Source organism: Legionella drozanskii LLAP-1 (genome assembly GCF_001467585.1).
GTDB classification, from domain to species: Bacteria; Pseudomonadota; Gammaproteobacteria; order Legionellales; family Legionellaceae; genus Tatlockia; species Tatlockia drozanskii.
In genome coordinates, this window is record NZ_LNXY01000020.1 from 16,376 (window position 1) to 34,383 (window position 18,008).

Below are 18,008 nucleotides of genomic sequence, written 5' to 3' on the forward strand. Positions count from 1 at the left end.
CCGCAGAGTATAACGCTCCTTGCTATTCATTATCAAAGTTTCAGGTATTTTTTCTTTATTTGCTGGATCATCGCTGTGGATCCCGCCTCGCGGAGGTTCAGCCAAGTAGAGCCTTAAGCAAAGTTTTTAATCAAGGTTTTTAGCGTTAGAGTTAATATCTGGCAGAGTTTTGATAAAGATTCAGCATTACTCATTAAAGTTTGGTTTGATTCGATTTCAATCCCGGCGTATTCATCATCCATAAAACGTTTACGTAGAGCTGAGGTAAATCCGTCGCTGACGCCTCGGTAAGGGTAATTCAGACGTACCCGTAAATTTGAGTTATGATCTTTAAATTGTCTTTGCCAAAGTGTAGCAAGTTTTTTTTCATTATTTCGTTTGGGATCATACAGGAAACCCACATCCGTATTGCGAGTGAGATTGTTTAAGGTAGGTGTGAAACTATGCATGGATAAATGCAACACTAATTTTCCTTGCTGGATGTGTTTTTTTATATTTTCTTCAACTTGCTGACGGTAGGGCAAATAATATTGATGGATCAGGAAGGTCTTTTCTTCTTTCGATAAAACAGTCGTGATTTCAGAAAAGCAATGGCGGTGATGTAGACTCCGATTACAGTCGATCAGCAAACGAGTTGCTTGAGCAAGCACCAGATCGCAACTAAATTGTTGGCTAAAAAAATAGGCAAGATCTTGGGCCCCTAAATCGAGGCCGCGGTGAGTTTTTAATAATTCCAAATGTGAGGCAAAGAGATCCTGGTAAGCATTCGGAACGGTATTGACTGCATGTTCACAGCTTACAATAAGAGCGATTTCTTTCATGTAGGATTAAAAACCTGATTCGTTAACAAACAATGACCCAATTGGCGATAAACGCGTGTTAAAGTCGATTTACTATAATCATTTCCACAAGCGCGAACAATTCGCTCGCTTAAATTACCCTGACTCAAAATATATTCAAGTGCCTGCTGACTGGGCTTATCCAAATCGGTGCTAACACGTTCAATAAGCTGAGACCAAATCTGCTGGGCGCTCATTTTTCGTTTAGGAAGTTGCCACTGATTACATAGATCGGAATCATCAATAGTTGATGCTAAGCCGGTTTTTATCGTTTGATCATAAACAGATCGCAAGCGTTTAATATCACAGGGATTGTCTAAATAATAGCTCGAATTAGCTTGCCAATTTTTCAAAATAGCGTGAATTGCAAGTACTATGGCAATGTCTGATTGAACGCATTCTTGTGAATCGAGAATACGAATTTCAATGGCTTTATAATTGAATTTAGGAATAGCTGCGCGAGAATTAAGCCATTCATGTTGCAAAATTCCTTGAGGATCAAAAGGACGAATGTCTTTATACATCGGCTCTAAGATTTCTTGCTGGTATTGTGCTTCAGAGCAGATAAATTCAGGAATAATCTCCCCGCTAATCGAGGGAATACTTTGCTGATTCTTGCCGTAATAATACAAACGCGAATCGTTAAGTCCTGTTTTGTTTCCGTCTAAAAAGGGTGTACTTGCGGCAATTGCGGGTAGTAAAGGCAGAATCAGACGAATTAAATTATGGAGCTGACAAAATTCTTCATCATTGGCAAAGGGCAGATTAAGATGCACACATTGCAAATTTGCCCAGCCATGTCCTTGGCAATTGAAGATAGAATCATATTGGCGATAGATATCCATATTGCCGTGTGGCCAGCGCTTCGTTTCAGTCAGAGGATCCATCCAGGGATGAGCGCCTGTCGGGAGTAAACACAAATTATGTTGAGTCAATAAAGGTTGTAATTGCTCTATTGTTTGTTGAAATTGTTGCACTATCGGCGCGTTTGCTGGCTTAGGTCCATTATTTTTTAGCTCAAGAACATGCAGAACTAGCTCATTACTCACGGCAATATCGCCTAATTCAACCTCATTAGCTTGTTTTCCCGCCAAAGCGCTCAAAATGATATCGCTTTTAGGCTGTACATTTAATTTTTCAGGGTCGACGAGCATATACTCAATTTCAATACCTAATACAGAAAAAAGTGAATAATTAGACATAACCATGCTTCCTGCGAATTCGTTGTAAAAAGACATTCATAATCTGCTCATAAAGAGCTTCACCAACCAGTCTATCTTCGATGCCAAAATCAATATTGGGATTGTCGTTTACTTCAATGACGTAATGTTTATCTCCCTGACTTTTAATATCTACCCCATATAAACCGTCGCCAATTAAACGAGTGCATTTTAATGCCGTTTTAACGATGGCTTCGGGTACCTCATGGATTGGAATTGTTTCGTGAGGCCCTTCTATTTTTTCATTCATTGGTTCTCTCATGGAATCCTTTTCACCCATCGCTTCCCAGTTATAAATTTGCCAATGGTTTTTAGCCATGTAATAGCGGCAGGCGAAAATAGGTTTATTGTCTAAAATGCCAATTCGCCAATCATATTCCGTCGGAATAAAAGGCTGGATTAATACCAAATCAGAGATTTTAAAAAATTGAGCGAGCGATTTTTGTAATGCTTTTGAATCATCTAGTTTAAGTACGCCATGTGAAAAGGCGCTATCCGGGCGTTTTAGGACGCAGGGAAATTCAATATTGGGAATATCTTTATCGTATTTGCTAATAAAGGTGGTATCAGGCGTTAAAATTTGATGGCTACGCATTAATTCGGCCAAATAAACTTTATTGCTGCATTTGACAATAGATTGCGGATCATCGATGACCACAAGATTTTCTTGGGCTGCTCGCCTTGCCATGCGGTAAGTGTAATGATTCACTGCCGTCGTGGCGCGAATAAACAAAGCATCATATTCGGCAATACTTCGGCTATCATTCCTTTCAATAAAATCAACGTTTAAACCCAGTGACTCACCTACATTAGCAAAAATGTCTAAGGCTTTTCTATTCGATGGGGCATTCGGCTCGCTGGGGTCGATAAGAATGGCTAAATCATGAAAACGTTGTTTTTTACGCCATTGATGAAAGCGTTTTTTGGATAGATAGCATTCCGACGCATGTCGCATGAATTCCTGGTGATTAGCAGGAATGTCATCAGGAGATAGAATTTGTAATCCTTTAATTCGCCACTGTTTTTTCTTTTCAAATGTAAAACGAAGCATGGGTAATGGAAATAATCCATGTAATTTTTTAGCCAGGGAAGCATGACATTTAGCCATATTTTGACCAAAATAAAGGCTGAATATAAATTCGTCAGTTTTAATGTCATGTAAACTATGTTGAATCTCGTCATCCACATCCTGCGAAATAAATTTAGATAAACTTGAACTTAAAACATCTTGAATGCTATCTACTGAGGGGATGGCTTTATGATCGCGCGCATGAGCAAGTAGTGAGACATAATAGCCTATTGTTTGATGCTCATAAGAGCGACAAAGGTTAATGACCCGCACGGATTTGCTTTGATGGTAATTGGCATTGGATAAGTAATCTGAGGCATGAATAATTGAGGCAAGAGGGGATAAAAAGTTCCAGCTCAAGGGATCATCCGTAACAATTATAGTTTCCATTTAAAGACCTGTCGGTTGAATAATTAATAAGTTAGCATCATAAGTTAAAACACCGAGTAGAATCGCATTAATCAGACGATTCGAACTTACCTTGTAATAGTTATCATGTGAAATTGGATTTTCTCGATGCGGATCGGCCACTACAATCAGTCTTTTTCTTTCATCATAACCACACAATACAACAAAATGACCACAAGGTGTACCGCGAATATCATCATAGATGGATTCCCCCAACTTAGAAAAGCGCTCACGAGAACTACGGTAGAGATATGTGGCGCTGAGACCCGTTAAGATAGGGATGTTTTTAAGAAAGTAGTCTCTTAATAATTGTACGCTCAAAGTATGAAACCGCACTCGCCCGCCCGAAGCTAAGTACTCTAAATAAGCCTCACTTGCTTGGATTATGGCTCTATCTCTTTTATGTTTCATTTGTGCGGTTAACTTGCTGGCTAAATTTTTTTGACAGACATCCTCATCTTGATCGGGTGAAAACCAGGTGGGGTCGAATACGTCGAGACTATTGATATAAATCGTTGCACTAAAACCATGCGCTAAGGCATGTTTACCCAACATTGGCGCTAAAGTTCCACCGGAAAGCGAGCGTTCTACGGTGCTAACGACCTGCTCCAGACTGATATCTAATCCATAATAGCGATAGATAGCATGTAAGCTAGTAGGACCACAACTTTCGTCATCTGGTTGAGTATGAATTATTAAATCAATCATCGCAGCTTATGCGTAATAGGCAAAATCGATATTCTTCAGTTAACGTTAGACTCCGCTAGACCGTTTGTCAATTCCTATTGAGGTGGGAATTTTAACTCGCAGCGAGTAGGGACGTATGCACGGTCAGAGTTAATTTTAGCGTTGTTGTGATAAGACCAAACAAGGATATAAAAAAAACAATTAGAATAAAAATAGAATTTTCCTGCCCGTGATTAAAGTCGTTTTTTCCTGGAAGTTGCTTCTTGAGTACGAAAAAATAATTCAACAACAGCAATCCATAAAAATAAAAAGAGGAAAAAATAAAAGAAACTGCAAAGTTTTGCATCGCATTAGTTGTCACATAACTTTGCGGTACATTAATCAGGAAAAAACACAGTAGCCATAGCAAGATGGTTTTTTTTGTCGATTTGATCTCATTAGTAGCAATTGCCCAACCTAATGCAAGTGGGAAAATAAGGATTGGAAAATAATAAAGCCAGCCAAATGGACTGATCAGTAACATCATTGTCAGAGTCAAACTAAAAGGTTGATGATTCACTTCTGTTGTTTGATTTGGCTGAAGATTGTAAAAATATCCTCCTAAAAAGCTAAAAAATAAAACGAGATAACCAAGTTCCAGATAATGCTTGTCATGGTAACCAAATAAACGAAAAATATAGCCATAGATCGAAGCATTCCAGTTATCGCCATACCAAAATACGCGCTTCATCACGGCAAAATAAGCCAAATAAATGTCGGTTCCATAACTAACAAAAGGCATTAAACTGAATACTAAAAAGCTGGCAAGCATTATAAAAAAAACAGACGAGCGGCCCTGTTTGATAACATAAAAAAATATTAAAGCAGGGAATAACTTAATTGCTACGACAAATCCCCAAATAAATCCGGCAAGAAAGCTGCGATCTCTCAGGAAAAAATAATAACCAATCATTATAAAAAATAATAAAAAAGAACCCACTTGAACTAAAATGGTGTTGACCATCGTCGGGAAAAATGACAAATAAAATAATAATAAGAGCAGCCAATATTTTTTCAGAAAATTAAATGAAAATGCATAATAAAAAGCAAGGCCTGCACCTAACAATCCTAGCGTAAACGAAAAGGCGATCCAGAGAAGAAGTGCAGCATAGTAATTGAGCTTAACTAGCGGGCTGAAAATCCATAACAGAGCAGGTGGATTTAAATTGGGTGTTAATTCTTTGGCTACTGGTAAAAAATGGCTCCATAATACTCCATAAGGATTCTCATGATTTTTTAGCGATACAAGCGCTGCATAAAAAGAAGTAAAATCCAGTTGATTGGGGTGGTTTAATAGGAAATAAAAAATCAGGTAATAAGCGATAAGAAGAATAGAAATAAAAGCGGTTGGCAAATAACGACTATTCATGATAATAGGTTGTGACCACGGTATTTAGCTTCACTGACTAACTCCTTTATTATTTAAATTTTCCATTTGCCTAAGCAGCTTAGCTCTATCCTCCGGCGTTAGGGACAAGCTAATTAGGAAGCTATTAAGTGGCACAATTAAGCCAAATATAAAAAAGATAGCTACTGCAAGAAGCGAGCGACGCTTTCTCTCATTTTCGAGCATGGTTTCTATCTTTAACTCATTATTTCCTTGAATTTGTTGATTAGAGGTTAAAATATAAAATAAAACTAATAAGCCATAAAAATCAAATGAAAATAAGGTAATTCGCTCAGTAAAATTATGCATGCTTTTATTAATAACATAAGCCTGTGGGAAATTAATGAGAAAGAAACAAGCAGTCCACAATAAGACGGGAATAGAGGAGGTTTTTTTATCAAAAGAGATCATGAAACTAAGAATTAATGGAAACATTAAAACTGAAAAATAGTATAACCAGCCAAAAGGACTTAATAATAACATCATTACAAGAGTTAGGCAGAAGGGTTGATGATTGCTCTGATCCGTTTGGCCCTTGATATAACGTGGCCCAAGCGCTTTTAAATAGACAAGAAGTGAAATTAAAAATAGGCCTGCATACAAGAGTTCTATGGGCATCAAATTATGATAACTAGAGTTTGTATCAATAAGTAGACGGAATAGGAAGCCATAGATAGAAGCATTCCAGCTATCACCAAACCATAGTATGCGTGCCACCATGGAATGATATTGCGAATAAATCGTCGGACCATAGATCAAAACGGGAATTAGGCAAGCTAATAAAAAAGTTGCAAGCATGCTCAAAAATACCTGCCTTCTCCCTTGTTTTAAGACGTAGAAAAATAATAAGGCTGGAAATAGTTTTAGAGCAATAATAATTCCCCATGAAATGCCAGCCAGATAGCAACGATCATTAAGATAAAAATGGTAGCCTACCATCATAAAAAAAGCTAAAACAGCCCCGATTTGTACAATGGAGGTATCCATTAAAATTGGGAAAAATGAAAAATAAATAATGTAAAAAATTAGTCGATATTTTTTCCAAATTTCATCAGAAAAAGCATAGCGAAATGCAATATTAGCCGCTACCAATCCCAAGCAAAGCGACATAATTGCCCATATAATCAGTGCCTTATGATAGCTAAGATAGGCCAGAGGACTAAAAAGCCAGATAAAAAAAGGAGGGTTTAAATTCACTGAGATAATCAATTGAACTGGGTAAGGATTATTCCCAGAAAGAAGTAATTTCGCAGAGGTATAAAAGGGAGTAAAATCGACAATACGTTGACTAGAAAAAATAAGATAAAGCAGGATGGAATAAATAAAAATTAGAAATATCAATGGAAAGATTAGGTAGGTCGAATGAGTTTTCATTTTAGCTACTCTTCCTAAGCAGGGTCTAGATTTAAGATAAGACTTTAATTGATAGTTCTAAAATAAAATCCGCAACTTCTTCGGGATTTTCAGGGTAATTAGTATAAGCTTTAATCGTTATCGGTTTGTTAATCCGCTCCCCTGTTTTTTGCGACTCTTCAATCATTGCTTTGACCTCCTCTCCCATCTCAGAAACAAAATAAACGTCGGATTCAGGTCTCCGAAGAAATTGTGCTTGAAAGGATTTAAAAACGAGAGACATTTTTAAATTTAATTGACTCGTATAATAAAAACCGTGCAACCCACCCGCTAAGTCTGCCCCAACTGCAAGTGCGCCGAAATACATTGAATTGAGATGATTTTTACTGCGGCGCGTCAATGGAAGTTTAAGTACGGCACGTTTGCTATCAAAGGCAATTAATTTAGGTTTTAAATGACCTATTAAAGGGATTTTGAAGCGCCCAAAAGACCAAAGAAAGTATTTAAAACGCGTTAATGGTTTCATTATGCATCCTTGCTTACCTGAAGTTTAGAAATAATTTTTTTCACGCCTCGAATCGCATTGACGCGCTTTATTATAGAGACAATGGATCTATCTTGCTTCACTTTCCCTGATAAAGTCACTGTACCATTTGTTGTTGATGCATTGATTCCTACCAATGGAATTGATTCATCATCGAACACTTTTGCTTTTAAAATCGCTGCTTCGACTTTGGCTGTAATGTAGGTGTCAGCGAGTGCTGTATTGACTTGTTTAATTTCTAAATCATCGGCTTCAACTGCTTTTACGCCCTTCGTTACTTTGACAAGCTTCAAAGCATCGACAAAAGTTTGCTTGTCTTTAACATTCCCTTTGAGGGTGACGATACCATCTTTAGTTGAAACTGAAATTTTCAAAGGATTAAGATCAGAGTTTTTTGCAAATTTGGCTGTTATTTTAGCGGTAATGACGGAGTCACTAATTTGCTGCTCGAATTCTTTAAAATTGTTATCAGCATGAGCATAACCCACACAAAAAAGCAGGACTGTGCTCATAAAAAAATTTAAAAATGGGCGCATAACAAGCTTGGCTTTGTGAACGTGAAAAAGAGTATATCATCTTTAGAAATTAGAGAGCTAGGCCGAATTTAATGAAAAATCTGAAGCCCTCATTTTTGGAAATTACATATTGGAAAAAATCGAGCGACGCCTAAAAGATCTCTTCGTTTTCCTTCATGCTATTTATGAGCTATAATTTACCTTTTTTGAATTAAATATTTATGGATTCCATCAGTATTCGTGGCGCAAGAACACATAATCTTAAAAATATTAATGTGGAGTTGCCGCGTAATCAATTAATCGTGATCACCGGACTTTCAGGTTCAGGTAAATCATCCTTAGCTTTCGATACGCTTTACGCTGAAGGCCAGCGCCGTTATGTTGAATCACTTTCTGCTTACGCCCGTCAATTTTTATCGATGATGGAAAAACCAGATGTTGATTCGATTGAGGGACTTTCGCCGGCAATTTCAATCGAACAAAAAGCAACCTCACACAACCCTCGTTCTACTGTCGGAACAATCACTGAAATTTATGATTATTTACGTCTGTTGTTTGCGCGAGTAGGCGAGCCTCGCTGCCCCATTCATGGGGTTAGTTTGCATGCTCAAACTATCAGCCAAATGGTTGATCAAGTTCTGGCAATGCCGGAAGGAACTAAGGCGATGATTTTGGCGCCAGTAGTGCGAGAGCGGAAAGGGGAGCATGTGCAATTATTGCAACAACTGCAAGCACAAGGCTATGTTCGTGCGCGGATTGATGGAGAGTTGTGCGAACTAGATGATCCGCCCAAATTAACCTTGCGTCAAAAGCATACTATCGAAGTAGTTATTGATCGAGTTAAAGTCCGAGCTGATTTAGCCCAGCGTTTAAGTGAATCCTTTGAAAATGCGTTGAATCGTGCAGAAGGTTTGGCAATTGTTGCTCCTATTGACGATGATTTTTCTGAAATTGTTTTTTCCTCAAAATTTGCTTGTCCCGAGTGTGGCTATAGTTTAAGCGAATTGGAACCGCGGCTGTTTTCGTTCAATAACCCTGTGGGTGCTTGTCCTTCATGCGATGGTTTAGGAGTCGATCAATTTTTTGATCCCGAGCGAGTGATTCATGATAAAACGGCAAGTTTGGCCGAGGGCGCTATTCGTGGCTGGGATAAAAAAACCACTTATTATTACCCGATGTTGGAGTCTTTGGCGCGACATTATCACTTCGATATTGAAACGGCTTTTTGCGATTTGCCCGAAGAAATTCAGCAAATAGTTCTTTATGGCAGTGGAAAGGACATTATTGAATTTCACTATCAAAGAGGACAGGGCGATTACATGGTTAAAAATCATCCCTTTGAAGGGATTATTCCGAACATGAAACGCCGTTATCACGAATCGGATTCTGCAATGGTTCGTGAAGAGTTGGCTAAATATTTGTCTTCACGCCCTTGTCAATTATGTCAGGGGGCTCGCCTGCGTGAGGAAGCTCGGCATGTGTTTGTTGACGATAAAAACCTTCCTGAAATTACTTCTTATTCCATCGAAAAAGCCTACGACTTTTTTAGCTGTCTCGAGCTGACCGGTTATCGAGGCGAAATTGCTGCAAAAATTAATAAAGAAATCGTGGAGCGCTTGGGATTTTTAGTGAATGTTGGCTTAGATTATTTATCACTCGCTCGAAGTGCCGAAACACTGTCTGGGGGCGAAGCCCAGCGAATTCGTTTGGCAAGTCAGATTGGTTCTGGTTTGGTGGGCGTTATGTATATTCTCGACGAACCGTCTATTGGTTTGCATCAACGCGACAATGATCGCTTGCTCAAGACTTTGCTGCATTTACGGAATTTGGGAAATACTGTGATTGTGGTGGAGCATGATCATGATGCCATTCTATCGGCGGATTATGTTTTAGATATCGGTCCTGGTGCCGGTGTGCATGGTGGAAAAGTGGTTGCTCAGGGCACGCCAAAAGAGGTCATGGCAAATCAAGCGTCCTTAACAGGACAATATCTCTCGGGTAAACAGTCGATTGCAGTGCCTGCCACAAGAACCGCGATTGATGAATCAAGAATGATTCATTTAAAAGGCGTTAAGTGCAATAATTTAAGCAATGTCGAGGTGAGGATTCCATTGGGAATTATTACTTGCATTACTGGCGTTTCAGGTTCTGGAAAATCGAGTTTAATTAACGATACTTTATACCCGATTGCAGCCAACAAATTAAACCGCGCAAGTTTACTCACAACCGGGGCAGTGAAAGAAATTACGGGCCTAGAGTTGTGTGACAAAGTCATTGATATAGACCAAAGCCCCATTGGTCGAACCCCACGCTCTAACCCGGCGACTTATACTGGTATTTTTACCCCCATTCGCGAACTATTTTCAGGAACACCTGAAGCGCGTGCAAGAGGTTATCAGCCTGGTCGTTTTAGCTTTAACGTTCGCGGAGGACGTTGTGAAGCTTGTCAGGGTGACGGTTTAATCAAAGTAGAAATGCATTTTTTACCGGATATTTATGTATCCTGCGATGTTTGCAAGAGTAAGCGTTACAACAGAGAAACCTTAGAAATTGAATATAAGGGCAAAAATATTCACGAAATCCTTGAGTTGACTGTTGAAGATGCACGCAGTTTCTTTGATGCAATTCCAGTTATTGCCAGAAAATGTCAGACCTTAATTGATGTTGGTTTGTCTTATATTCGTTTAGGCCAAAGCGCGACGACATTGTCGGGCGGAGAAGCTCAGCGAATAAAGTTAGCTCGTGAATTATCAAAACGAGATACAGGAAATACCTTGTACATTCTTGATGAACCAACAACAGGCCTGCATTTTCACGATACAAAACAATTGCTTAGTGTATTGTTTCGTTTGCGAGAGCAAGGTAATACGATCATTATTATTGAACATAATTTAGATGTCATAAAAACAGCGGATTGGATCATTGATTTAGGACCTGAGGGCGGAAGTAAAGGTGGACAAATTATTGCGGTTGGTACGCCCGAAACAGTGGCGAAGAATAAGAAGTCTTACACAGGCCATTTTTTGAAACCTTTGTTGAAGCTGTAATCGGTAACTGCTCGGGCTGAGGAGGCGTTTACGCCGTCTCGAAGTCTCGCCTCAGGATTTGCAAGGCTTCCAGATGGTCTTACGGCCTCCTCAGCCCGAACGGAGTCAAATAATTTTTCCGTGCATATCAAGATAGATAAACCTTGATTACAACTTCGTCTCAATCAAGGCTATTTGATCAAGCATAAGGAAGCACTAAAACAGTCGTTCCGACATCGATAAAATTCTCATTTAACCATTTCGCCGCACCTGGAAGCACCCGGATACAGCCGTGGCTGCTGTTATAAGTGGGTACCTCATAAGCAGCGTGAATAGCATAACCATGATAGAAGTGCATGCAGTAGGGCATTTTTGCTCCGCCAGCATGCCCGTCGAGAGAGATTGGGAATTCACTTGATTTACAATCGGCTCCTTTTTTGTCATAAACAGTATAGGTGCCTGTTACTGTTCGGCAGGATTGCATGATGTCTTTGCAGAAATCCATTCCTCCAGAAGCGGAGCCTGTCATAACGCGCTTGCCTTGCTCATTGTAAGCTGCCCAGGCTGAAGCTTTAGGATCAAAGATGAATAATTTTTCTCCAGTTGCTTGTCGCTGCATTGGAAAAACAGCTTGTCCTCGCGTATCGCCTTGATAAGGAATAGTGTAATGCGGATAACCGGCGTCATCAGTTACAACATCCATGTTTTGATGAGTCAGACAGGAAGCAAGAAGAATGGAACTAAGTAAGGGCAAAAGATTTATTTTTTTCATGATTAACTTCTAATAATATTTTGTGAGCGATAAGGTAAGAACAGAAAATCCCCCTCTGTTTTGCAAAGGGGGAGATTTAGCTAATTACAAGGCTTTCATAAATGCAGTTAGATCTTGCTTTTCTTGTTGATTAAGCTGAACTCCGAGTACTAAATTGAAAAATTCAACGGTATCTTCCAGCGTGAGCAAGCGGCCATCATGCAGATAAGGGGGTGAATCTTTGATTCCACGTAAGGGGAACGTTTTGATTGAACCATCGCCTACTGCTTTAATGCCATTAATCATCTGCGGACTAAAGAAACGCTCTGTTTGTAAATTATGCATGGTATTGTCGGTATAGTAGGGAGGGGCGTGGCAGGTAGCGCATTGTGCTTTGCCGAAAAACAGCTCTTGTCCGCGTAACTCTTGTGGTGTCGCTTTAGCTGGATCAAGTTTACCATCCCATTTTAATTTAGGTGCTGGAGGGAAATCCAAAATCTCTTGGAATTCAGCCATAAAATGGACCTGACTGCCACGCTCAAGTATATTGACTCCTTTTTTAGTCGCAATCACCGGGTCTCCATCAAAATAAGCAGCGCGTTGCTCGAATTCAGTAAAATCCTCTATTGTTTTAAGAGCCCGTTGGGAACCGTACAAACGTTGAATATTAACGCCTCTTAAACTTGGCGTAGTAATGCGATGGCGAAACTCTTGTGGGCGTATATCACCTACTAAATGAGTCGCTTCATTGGTATGACCATTCGCATGACAATCCAGGCAAGCAACGCCACGGCTTGCTTTAACTGTGCGTCGATCGTCTGTTTGGTTATATTGCTGCTGAGGAAATGGAGTGACTAATAATCTTAAACCTTCTAACTGTTTAGGGTTAAGGATGCCATTAAAAATATCAAAATAATTCTCGATAGTAACAAGTTTACCTTGAGAAACATCACCAAGATCGGGACGGGTTGTTAAATAGATTGCTGGTGGAAAGGCAGGTAAAAAATGATCAGGAATATCGAAATCAAGGTCAAAACGAGTTAAGTCGCGACCTTCTTGTTTATTAATCTCGTCGATAGCAAATTTAGGAAACAGCATTCCCCCTTCCGCTTGATTGGGGTGGGGTAGAGGCAGAAAACCTTGTGGGAACAATCCCCTTTCCTTAATTTGCTCCGGGGTCATCTTAGCCAAATCATCCCAGCTCGTACCCTGCGGCAGTTTTACGCGTACGCCATCTTGGAGCGGTTTACCCGTGGACATCGTGTCTTTTGAGGGTTTATTACTCAAATCATAGCGTTGATTAAGTAAGCCTTGTTGCCTATCATTCAGGCCTTGTTTTGCGCCGGACATGCGCTCTAAAACTGTCTGAAAACTTTCTTTATCAACGACAGGCATATAACTTGAAGTAGGAGGTGGCGGAGCTGCATGGCTTTGGAGCAAAAAGCTACAGGAAAAAAGAGCAACCCAAGAGGTTTTTTTTAACATGGAAGATCCGTTTCATAGAATTCTCATCTATAAATCATAAAATACTTGTGAATTGTTTACAACTGTATACCTGAGGGGGTGAAAACCGAATCACTTAAGATCTAAAGGAAAACTAACCAAAACTTTCAGCCCTCCCTGTGCACGATTTGTCAGACTGATTTTGCCGTTATGAAGTTGAATAATTTCCTTCGCAATAGTTAATCCTAATCCAGCGCCGCCAGTCTCGCGTGAGCGGGAACTGTCACCGCGATAATAGGGAAGAAAGACTTGTTCAATCTCATTTTCTTTTAACCCAGAACCACTGTCTTCTATGGAAATTTCCACCTGATTTCCTTCTTTCTCGATAGAAACAACGGCCTCTTTACCGTAATAAATGGCATTATTTATTAAATTAGAAAAAGCGCGTTTTAGTAAATTGAGGGAACCAAAATAAATTAATTTATTTATCTTAGAAGAAAATTGCACATTAAATTTTAGATCCGCAGCATCTTCACAAAGCGATTGCAGCATGGCAATTAAGTCAAAGCGCTGTTTTTTTTCTTCATCGTGAGCTTCTTTGAAATAGTCCAAGGTTTCACGGATCATCATTTCCATGTCGTTAATATCATGCATCATTTTGTCAAAATGCTCGTTTTGCGTGAGGTATTCCATGCGTAATTTTAAACGAGTCAAGGGCGTGCGCAGATCATGAGAAATAGCAGTGACGACTTGAGTGCGGTTTTGTAATAGTTTGCTCATTTTCATTTGTAATGAGTTAATCTGATTAAACAGCATACGTTGATCGCCATTTCCGGTGAGAGGAATCGGTAGCCAATTTTCTTGGCTTTCATTGTATTTCAGGCTTTGGATTAATGTTTGAATTGGTTGATTGAGATTTTTTACTGCCCAATAATTGATTAAAAATAACAGAAATAATAATCCCAGAAGCGCAGCAATCAAAGCAGCCCTCAAACTGGTGTGATTATGAAGAGGCGGAATCAAACTAAAATTTAACCAAGATTTTTCCTTAATAAAAACAGAAAGTTGCAATTTCTTATGCTGTTTTAATAAATCAAAAATGACCGGAGGTTGAATTCTAAGCAAGGCATCCTGATAAAGCGGTGTTTCTGATAAGGACATTTTTGACCAGGGTATTTTTTGTTTCTGTAATACTGTAGGCCAATTGGCTTCTGGCTGTGATTGTAGCCGATGGACCAATTTGGTAATGGAGTGCACTGTATTGGGTGGGATAACCGGTTTAAATGCAGAAAAAATAAAATATTGAATTAAAATAATACAGGCTAGCAACACGAGTAGATTGCCTGTAATGAGTAAAGCATAGGTTTTTTTAGCGGATGAAGTTAATTTGCTCATGATAAGCTGACTTGTACTTTTAGTTGATAACCACCGCCTCTAATCGTTTTTAGCAAGAGAGGATTACGCGCGTCTAATTCGATTTTTTTGCGTAAACGACCAATTAAAACATCGATTGTGCGGTCCATGGGATCACAATCACGATCGTATAGCAAATCGGTTAACTGGTCGCGACTTAGAATTCGGCTTGGATGCTCTAGAAAAATAAGCAATAAGTCATATTCACGCTGGCTTAAAGAAATTGCAATATCCTCCTCATCGATTAGGCAATGCGTTTCTCGATCCAATTGCCAATTAGCAAATCGCAAGCGTTTCATTGGTTTTAAGCGTTGACTGGTTTGTTGCAATTCACCATTAGCCCGTCTTAGCTGAGCTTTGACTCGAGCCAACAGTTCTCTTGCGCTAAAGGGCTTGGTGATATAGTCATCAGCACCCAATTCCAATCCAGCAACACGATCGGCCGTGCTGTCGGCGGCACTTAACATAAAAATAGGCACGTCATAATTTTGTCGAATTGTCTTACATAAACTCAAACCATCCGGACCTGGCAACATAATATCAAGAATGATTAAGTCAAAATTATTGTCACGTAATAAATGCGCTAAATTGCTTCCGTTATAGGCACAGGTTGTTCTATAACCATGTTGAGATAAATAATCACTAATTAATAAATTAATCTCTTTATCATCATCGATAATTAAAATATGATTTTTTTTCATGTTCATAAATACTATTTAGACCTAACCTCATTTTAGCGCTAAATTTTTTTAAGATACCTCAAGAGGCAAAAAATAGCATTTTGGAGTTTCTTGGGTATATTATATCACTCCTATGTAACAAGGTTGTTACATCGATAAGGTAAGGATTCAAAGGGATTTAATTTCGATTGAGCCTAAGTTTTACCGAGCAATAATGATAGCTGAATTTTATAAATTAATATTGATAACTCATCGGCAAGAACAGCCATTAGCCGATTATTTGCAGTTTATCGAAAAATGCATCGCTTCAGGAGTGACTAGTGTACAGCTACGCGAAAAAGGAGCTACACGCGCATTCCTCCTCGATTATGCTCGTCAACTAAAAGCACTGTTAGATCAATTCCATATTCCTTTAATTATTAATGATAATGTAGAGCTTGCTTTAGAAATTGATGCTCATGGGGTGCATTTAGGGCAATCAGATGGCTCCCCCCTCGTTGCTCGTCGACGGTTAGGCGCGAATAAATGGATAGGTTTATCTATCGAAACAGGACAAGAACTTGTTAAAGCGAATGCCTATGAAGTGAATTATGTCGCGGCGAGTGCTGTTTTCCCAACGAATAATAAGGCGAATATTTGTAAAGTTTGGGGCGCAGCGGGTTTAAATGCCTTGGCTAAGAATTCTATACATCCGGTGGTTGCCATCGGAGGAATTAATCAACATAACATTCAAGAAGTTATGACAGCCGGAGCTAAAGGGGTTGCGGTGATTGGTGCTTTGCACGATGCTGCCAATCCTAGTGCGATGACCACTCATTTGCGTCAATTAGTTGAACGTAGTTAAATGTCTGGAGAGGAAAAAATGATTAAGTTAATTAAAGAATTAGAAGCCTCTTTAACTAATTTACGTCAGATTAAACCCCTAGTATTATGTTTAACTAATTTTGTCACCATGGATTTGATGGCAAATAGCTTACTAGCTCTGGGTGCGGCGCCGTTGATGAGTCAATCCCGCGAAGAACTAGCCGAGTTGGTTAGCATTAGCCAAGCAGTTTATCTCAATATCGGCACCTTAGATCAACGTTTTTGCGAAAGAGCAGAGCAAGCCGCAGAAATGGCGAGCTGCCAAAAAAAGCCAGTGATTTTAGATCCGGTCGGAGCAGGAGCTAGTCGATTACGGACAGAAGCCGCCAAAAATTTTCTTCCTTTTGCCGATATTATTCGTGGTAATGCCAGTGAAATTTTAGCCTTAGTTGGTGACGTGAGTGAAACAAAAGGAGTGGAGGCTTCGCGTTCTGTGAATCAAGCTGCGGCCGCTGCTCAAACACTTGCTTCTTCCATGCAGAAAGTGGTTGTCGTCAGTGGGCCTATTGATTTAATTACTGATGGCGCAGAAAAAATGAGCCTCCCATTTGGCTCGCCACTGATGCCCTTGGTTACCGGAATGGGTTGTACTTTAACTGCTGTGATTGCAGCATTCGCGGCAACAGGTTTAAATTTTTATCAAGCCGCTGTCCATGGGACTGCTTATTTTGGTTTATGCGGTCAATCAGTCCATCAACAAGCTCAAGGACCTGGTCATTTCAGACAATTATTTATCGATAATTTGTATAATCCGGATTGGGTCTTATTCAACGAAGAACTTTCCTTGGTCTCTGGGGATGAGTGTATATTGTAAACTGATTGGGAAGTTTGGGGGATTAAAAATGAGTATGCGTTACAAAGCCTTGTCTATTGCTGGATTTGATGGCTCTGGGGGAGCAGGTATTCAAGCGGATTTAAAAACCTTTTCCGCTTTTGGGTGTTATGGGATGACTGTTTTAACTGCTCTACCTGTGCAAAATACTCAGGGGGTTAAATCCTGTTATGAGCTTCCCATATCCGCAATCGATGAGCAGTTGCATGCCATTTTTGAAGATATTAGACCGGATAGTATCAAAATTGGCATGTTATTTAAAAAAGAAATTGTTGAGCTTGTTGCCAACTTCATTAATCAATACGCCCAGGGAATTCCTATTGTGCTTGATCCGGTCACTGTTGCTAAAAGTGGCGATTCCTTATTAGATCCCGCAGCTTTAGATGCTATGAAAACCCATCTTATTCCTTTAACAAGCATAATAACCCCCAATTTACCTGAGGCAAAAACCTTACTAGGTTCCACAAGTCTAACAAACCTGCCTGAAATGGCTCAACAACTTTTGGAATTAGGAACAGAATACGTGTTATTAAAAGGCGGACATTTAGAAGATAAGCACTCTAATGATCTCTTGCTTGATAGAGAAGGGAATAGCCATTGGCTAGAAAGCCCGAGAGTTATATCCAAAAATACCCACGGAACGGGCTGCACCTTATCGGCAGCAATTGCTTCATGCTTAGCGCTTGGATTTAATATGCCTGAGGCTTGTCAAACTGCGAAAAGATACATTTTTCGTGCAATTGATTCAGCAAAAAATGAAGATTTGGGCAAAGGTTTTGGACCTGTTCATCATTTTTACCATCTATGGCCGACACTTGAGAAAATAAATTAGCTTAGCGCCAGTCGGCTCTGGACTTCATTCTCGCTTCGAACTTTCAATAGTCAATTTGATTTTTTCCTACTATTAGGGCTATAAATTATTGGTGGCTAAATAAAAA

16 protein-coding genes are annotated in these 18,008 nt (G+C 39.5%); 4 read left to right on the top strand and 12 right to left on the bottom strand.

The genetic code is table 11. The features are described from left to right. Positions 1-113: 113 nt before the first annotated feature. From Ldro_RS04390 to Ldro_RS04425, 8 genes are all read right to left on the bottom strand, one after another. Positions 114-821 (bottom strand): N-formylglutamate amidohydrolase, encoded by a 708-nt coding sequence (locus Ldro_RS04390; protein WP_058495207.1) that lies wholly within the window; start codon positions 819-821, stop codon positions 114-116. Further along, complete coding sequence (locus Ldro_RS04395; RefSeq protein WP_058495208.1) at positions 818-2,041, bottom strand: carboxylate-amine ligase; 1,224 nt, start codon at positions 2,039-2,041, stop codon at positions 818-820. Before Ldro_RS04395 ends, Ldro_RS04390 begins: the two co-directional genes overlap by 4 nt. Next, a complete protein-coding gene (locus tag Ldro_RS04400; RefSeq protein ID WP_058495209.1) occupies positions 2,034-3,518 on the bottom strand; it encodes a RimK family protein in 1,485 nt (494 codons plus the stop codon). Before Ldro_RS04400 ends, Ldro_RS04395 begins: the two co-directional genes overlap by 8 nt. Beyond that, positions 3,519-4,244, bottom strand: coding sequence for a C39 family peptidase (locus Ldro_RS04405; protein WP_058495210.1), 726 nt, complete (start codon positions 4,242-4,244; stop codon positions 3,519-3,521). 91 nt (positions 4,245-4,335) lie between these two features. Then, the gene (locus Ldro_RS04410; RefSeq protein ID WP_058495211.1) at positions 4,336-5,631 is read right to left on the bottom strand and encodes a glycosyltransferase family 87 protein; all 1,296 of its coding nucleotides are present in this window, start codon (positions 5,629-5,631) and stop codon (positions 4,336-4,338) included. Positions 5,632-5,661: 30 nt separating this feature from the next. Next, on the bottom strand, positions 5,662-7,023 hold the full coding sequence (locus Ldro_RS04415; RefSeq protein WP_058495212.1) for a glycosyltransferase family 87 protein: 1,362 nt from the start codon (positions 7,021-7,023) through the stop codon (positions 5,662-5,664). 31 nt (positions 7,024-7,054) lie between these two features. Next, positions 7,055-7,528, bottom strand: coding sequence for a PaaI family thioesterase (locus Ldro_RS04420; RefSeq protein WP_058495213.1), 474 nt, complete (start codon positions 7,526-7,528; stop codon positions 7,055-7,057). Beyond that, a complete protein-coding gene (locus Ldro_RS04425; RefSeq protein ID WP_238583965.1) occupies positions 7,528-8,058 on the bottom strand; it encodes a BON domain-containing protein in 531 nt (176 codons plus the stop codon). Before Ldro_RS04425 ends, Ldro_RS04420 begins: the two co-directional genes overlap by 1 nt. Positions 8,059-8,282: 224 nt before the next feature. Between Ldro_RS04425 and uvrA the strand changes: the two genes are divergently transcribed. Beyond that, positions 8,283-11,108: an excinuclease ABC subunit UvrA gene (gene uvrA / locus Ldro_RS04430; protein WP_058495215.1), complete on the top strand. Its 2,826-nt coding sequence runs from the start codon at positions 8,283-8,285 to the stop codon at positions 11,106-11,108. 178 nt (positions 11,109-11,286) lie between these two features. On the opposite strand, the gene Ldro_RS04435 is transcribed toward uvrA, so the two are convergent. From Ldro_RS04435 to Ldro_RS04450, 4 genes are all read right to left on the bottom strand, one after another. Next, positions 11,287-11,859: a L,D-transpeptidase gene (locus tag Ldro_RS04435; protein ID WP_058495216.1), complete on the bottom strand. Its 573-nt coding sequence runs from the start codon at positions 11,857-11,859 to the stop codon at positions 11,287-11,289. A gap of 84 nt (positions 11,860-11,943) precedes the next feature. Further along, positions 11,944-13,323 carry a hypothetical protein gene (locus Ldro_RS04440; RefSeq protein WP_058495217.1) on the bottom strand — a complete coding sequence of 460 codons (1,380 nt, stop codon included), beginning with the start codon at positions 13,321-13,323 and terminating at the stop codon, positions 11,944-11,946. Positions 13,324-13,413: 90 nt separating this feature from the next. Continuing rightward, positions 13,414-14,676 (bottom strand): sensor histidine kinase, encoded by a 1,263-nt coding sequence (locus tag Ldro_RS04445; protein ID WP_058495218.1) that lies wholly within the window; start codon positions 14,674-14,676, stop codon positions 13,414-13,416. After that, positions 14,673-15,395 (bottom strand): response regulator transcription factor, encoded by a 723-nt coding sequence (locus Ldro_RS04450; protein WP_238583966.1) that lies wholly within the window; start codon positions 15,393-15,395, stop codon positions 14,673-14,675. The genes Ldro_RS04445 and Ldro_RS04450 overlap by 4 nt, the downstream gene beginning before the upstream one ends. Before the next feature lie 193 nt (positions 15,396-15,588). Between Ldro_RS04450 and thiE the strand changes: the two genes are divergently transcribed. The 3 genes from thiE to thiD are packed head-to-tail and all read left to right on the top strand — an operon-like array spanning position 15,589 to position 17,902. Further along, positions 15,589-16,218: a thiamine phosphate synthase gene (gene thiE / locus Ldro_RS04455; protein ID WP_058495220.1), complete on the top strand. Its 630-nt coding sequence runs from the start codon at positions 15,589-15,591 to the stop codon at positions 16,216-16,218. Between the two features lie 18 nt (positions 16,219-16,236). Then, positions 16,237-17,052: a hydroxyethylthiazole kinase gene (gene thiM / locus Ldro_RS04460; RefSeq protein ID WP_058495221.1), complete on the top strand. Its 816-nt coding sequence runs from the start codon at positions 16,237-16,239 to the stop codon at positions 17,050-17,052. 28 nt (positions 17,053-17,080) lie between these two features. Further along, the gene (gene thiD, locus Ldro_RS04465; RefSeq protein WP_338011182.1) at positions 17,081-17,902 is read left to right on the top strand and encodes a bifunctional hydroxymethylpyrimidine kinase/phosphomethylpyrimidine kinase; all 822 of its coding nucleotides are present in this window, start codon (positions 17,081-17,083) and stop codon (positions 17,900-17,902) included. Positions 17,903-18,008: the final 106 nt, after the last annotated feature.

Excerpts from the sequence above, each read along its gene's own strand:
- Ldro_RS04390 (WP_058495207.1), bottom strand. The coding sequence starts at position 821 with ATGAAAGAAATCGCTCTTATTGTAAGCTGTGAACATGCAGTCAATACC.
- Ldro_RS04395 (WP_058495208.1), bottom strand. The coding sequence starts at position 2,041 with ATGTCTAATTATTCACTTTTTTCTGTATTAGGTATTGAAATTGAGTAT.
- Ldro_RS04400 (WP_058495209.1), bottom strand. The coding sequence starts at position 3,518 with ATGGAAACTATAATTGTTACGGATGATCCCTTGAGCTGGAACTTTTTA.
- Ldro_RS04405 (WP_058495210.1), bottom strand. The coding sequence starts at position 4,244 with ATGATTGATTTAATAATTCATACTCAACCAGATGACGAAAGTTGTGGT.
- Ldro_RS04410 (WP_058495211.1), bottom strand. The coding sequence starts at position 5,631 with ATGAATAGTCGTTATTTGCCAACCGCTTTTATTTCTATTCTTCTTATC.
- Ldro_RS04415 (WP_058495212.1), bottom strand. The coding sequence starts at position 7,023 with ATGAAAACTCATTCGACCTACCTAATCTTTCCATTGATATTTCTAATT.
- Ldro_RS04420 (WP_058495213.1), bottom strand. The coding sequence starts at position 7,528 with ATGAAACCATTAACGCGTTTTAAATACTTTCTTTGGTCTTTTGGGCGC.
- Ldro_RS04425 (WP_238583965.1), bottom strand. The coding sequence starts at position 8,058 with ATGAGCACAGTCCTGCTTTTTTGTGTGGGTTATGCTCATGCTGATAAC.
- uvrA (WP_058495215.1), top strand. The coding sequence starts at position 8,283 with ATGGATTCCATCAGTATTCGTGGCGCAAGAACACATAATCTTAAAAAT.
- Ldro_RS04435 (WP_058495216.1), bottom strand. The coding sequence starts at position 11,859 with ATGAAAAAAATAAATCTTTTGCCCTTACTTAGTTCCATTCTTCTTGCT.
- Ldro_RS04440 (WP_058495217.1), bottom strand. The coding sequence starts at position 13,323 with ATGTTAAAAAAAACCTCTTGGGTTGCTCTTTTTTCCTGTAGCTTTTTG.
- Ldro_RS04445 (WP_058495218.1), bottom strand. The coding sequence starts at position 14,676 with ATGAGCAAATTAACTTCATCCGCTAAAAAAACCTATGCTTTACTCATT.
- Ldro_RS04450 (WP_238583966.1), bottom strand. The coding sequence starts at position 15,395 with ATGAAAAAAAATCATATTTTAATTATCGATGATGATAAAGAGATTAAT.
- thiE (WP_058495220.1), top strand. The coding sequence starts at position 15,589 with ATGATAGCTGAATTTTATAAATTAATATTGATAACTCATCGGCAAGAA.
- thiM (WP_058495221.1), top strand. The coding sequence starts at position 16,237 with ATGATTAAGTTAATTAAAGAATTAGAAGCCTCTTTAACTAATTTACGT.
- thiD (WP_338011182.1), top strand. The coding sequence starts at position 17,081 with ATGAGTATGCGTTACAAAGCCTTGTCTATTGCTGGATTTGATGGCTCT.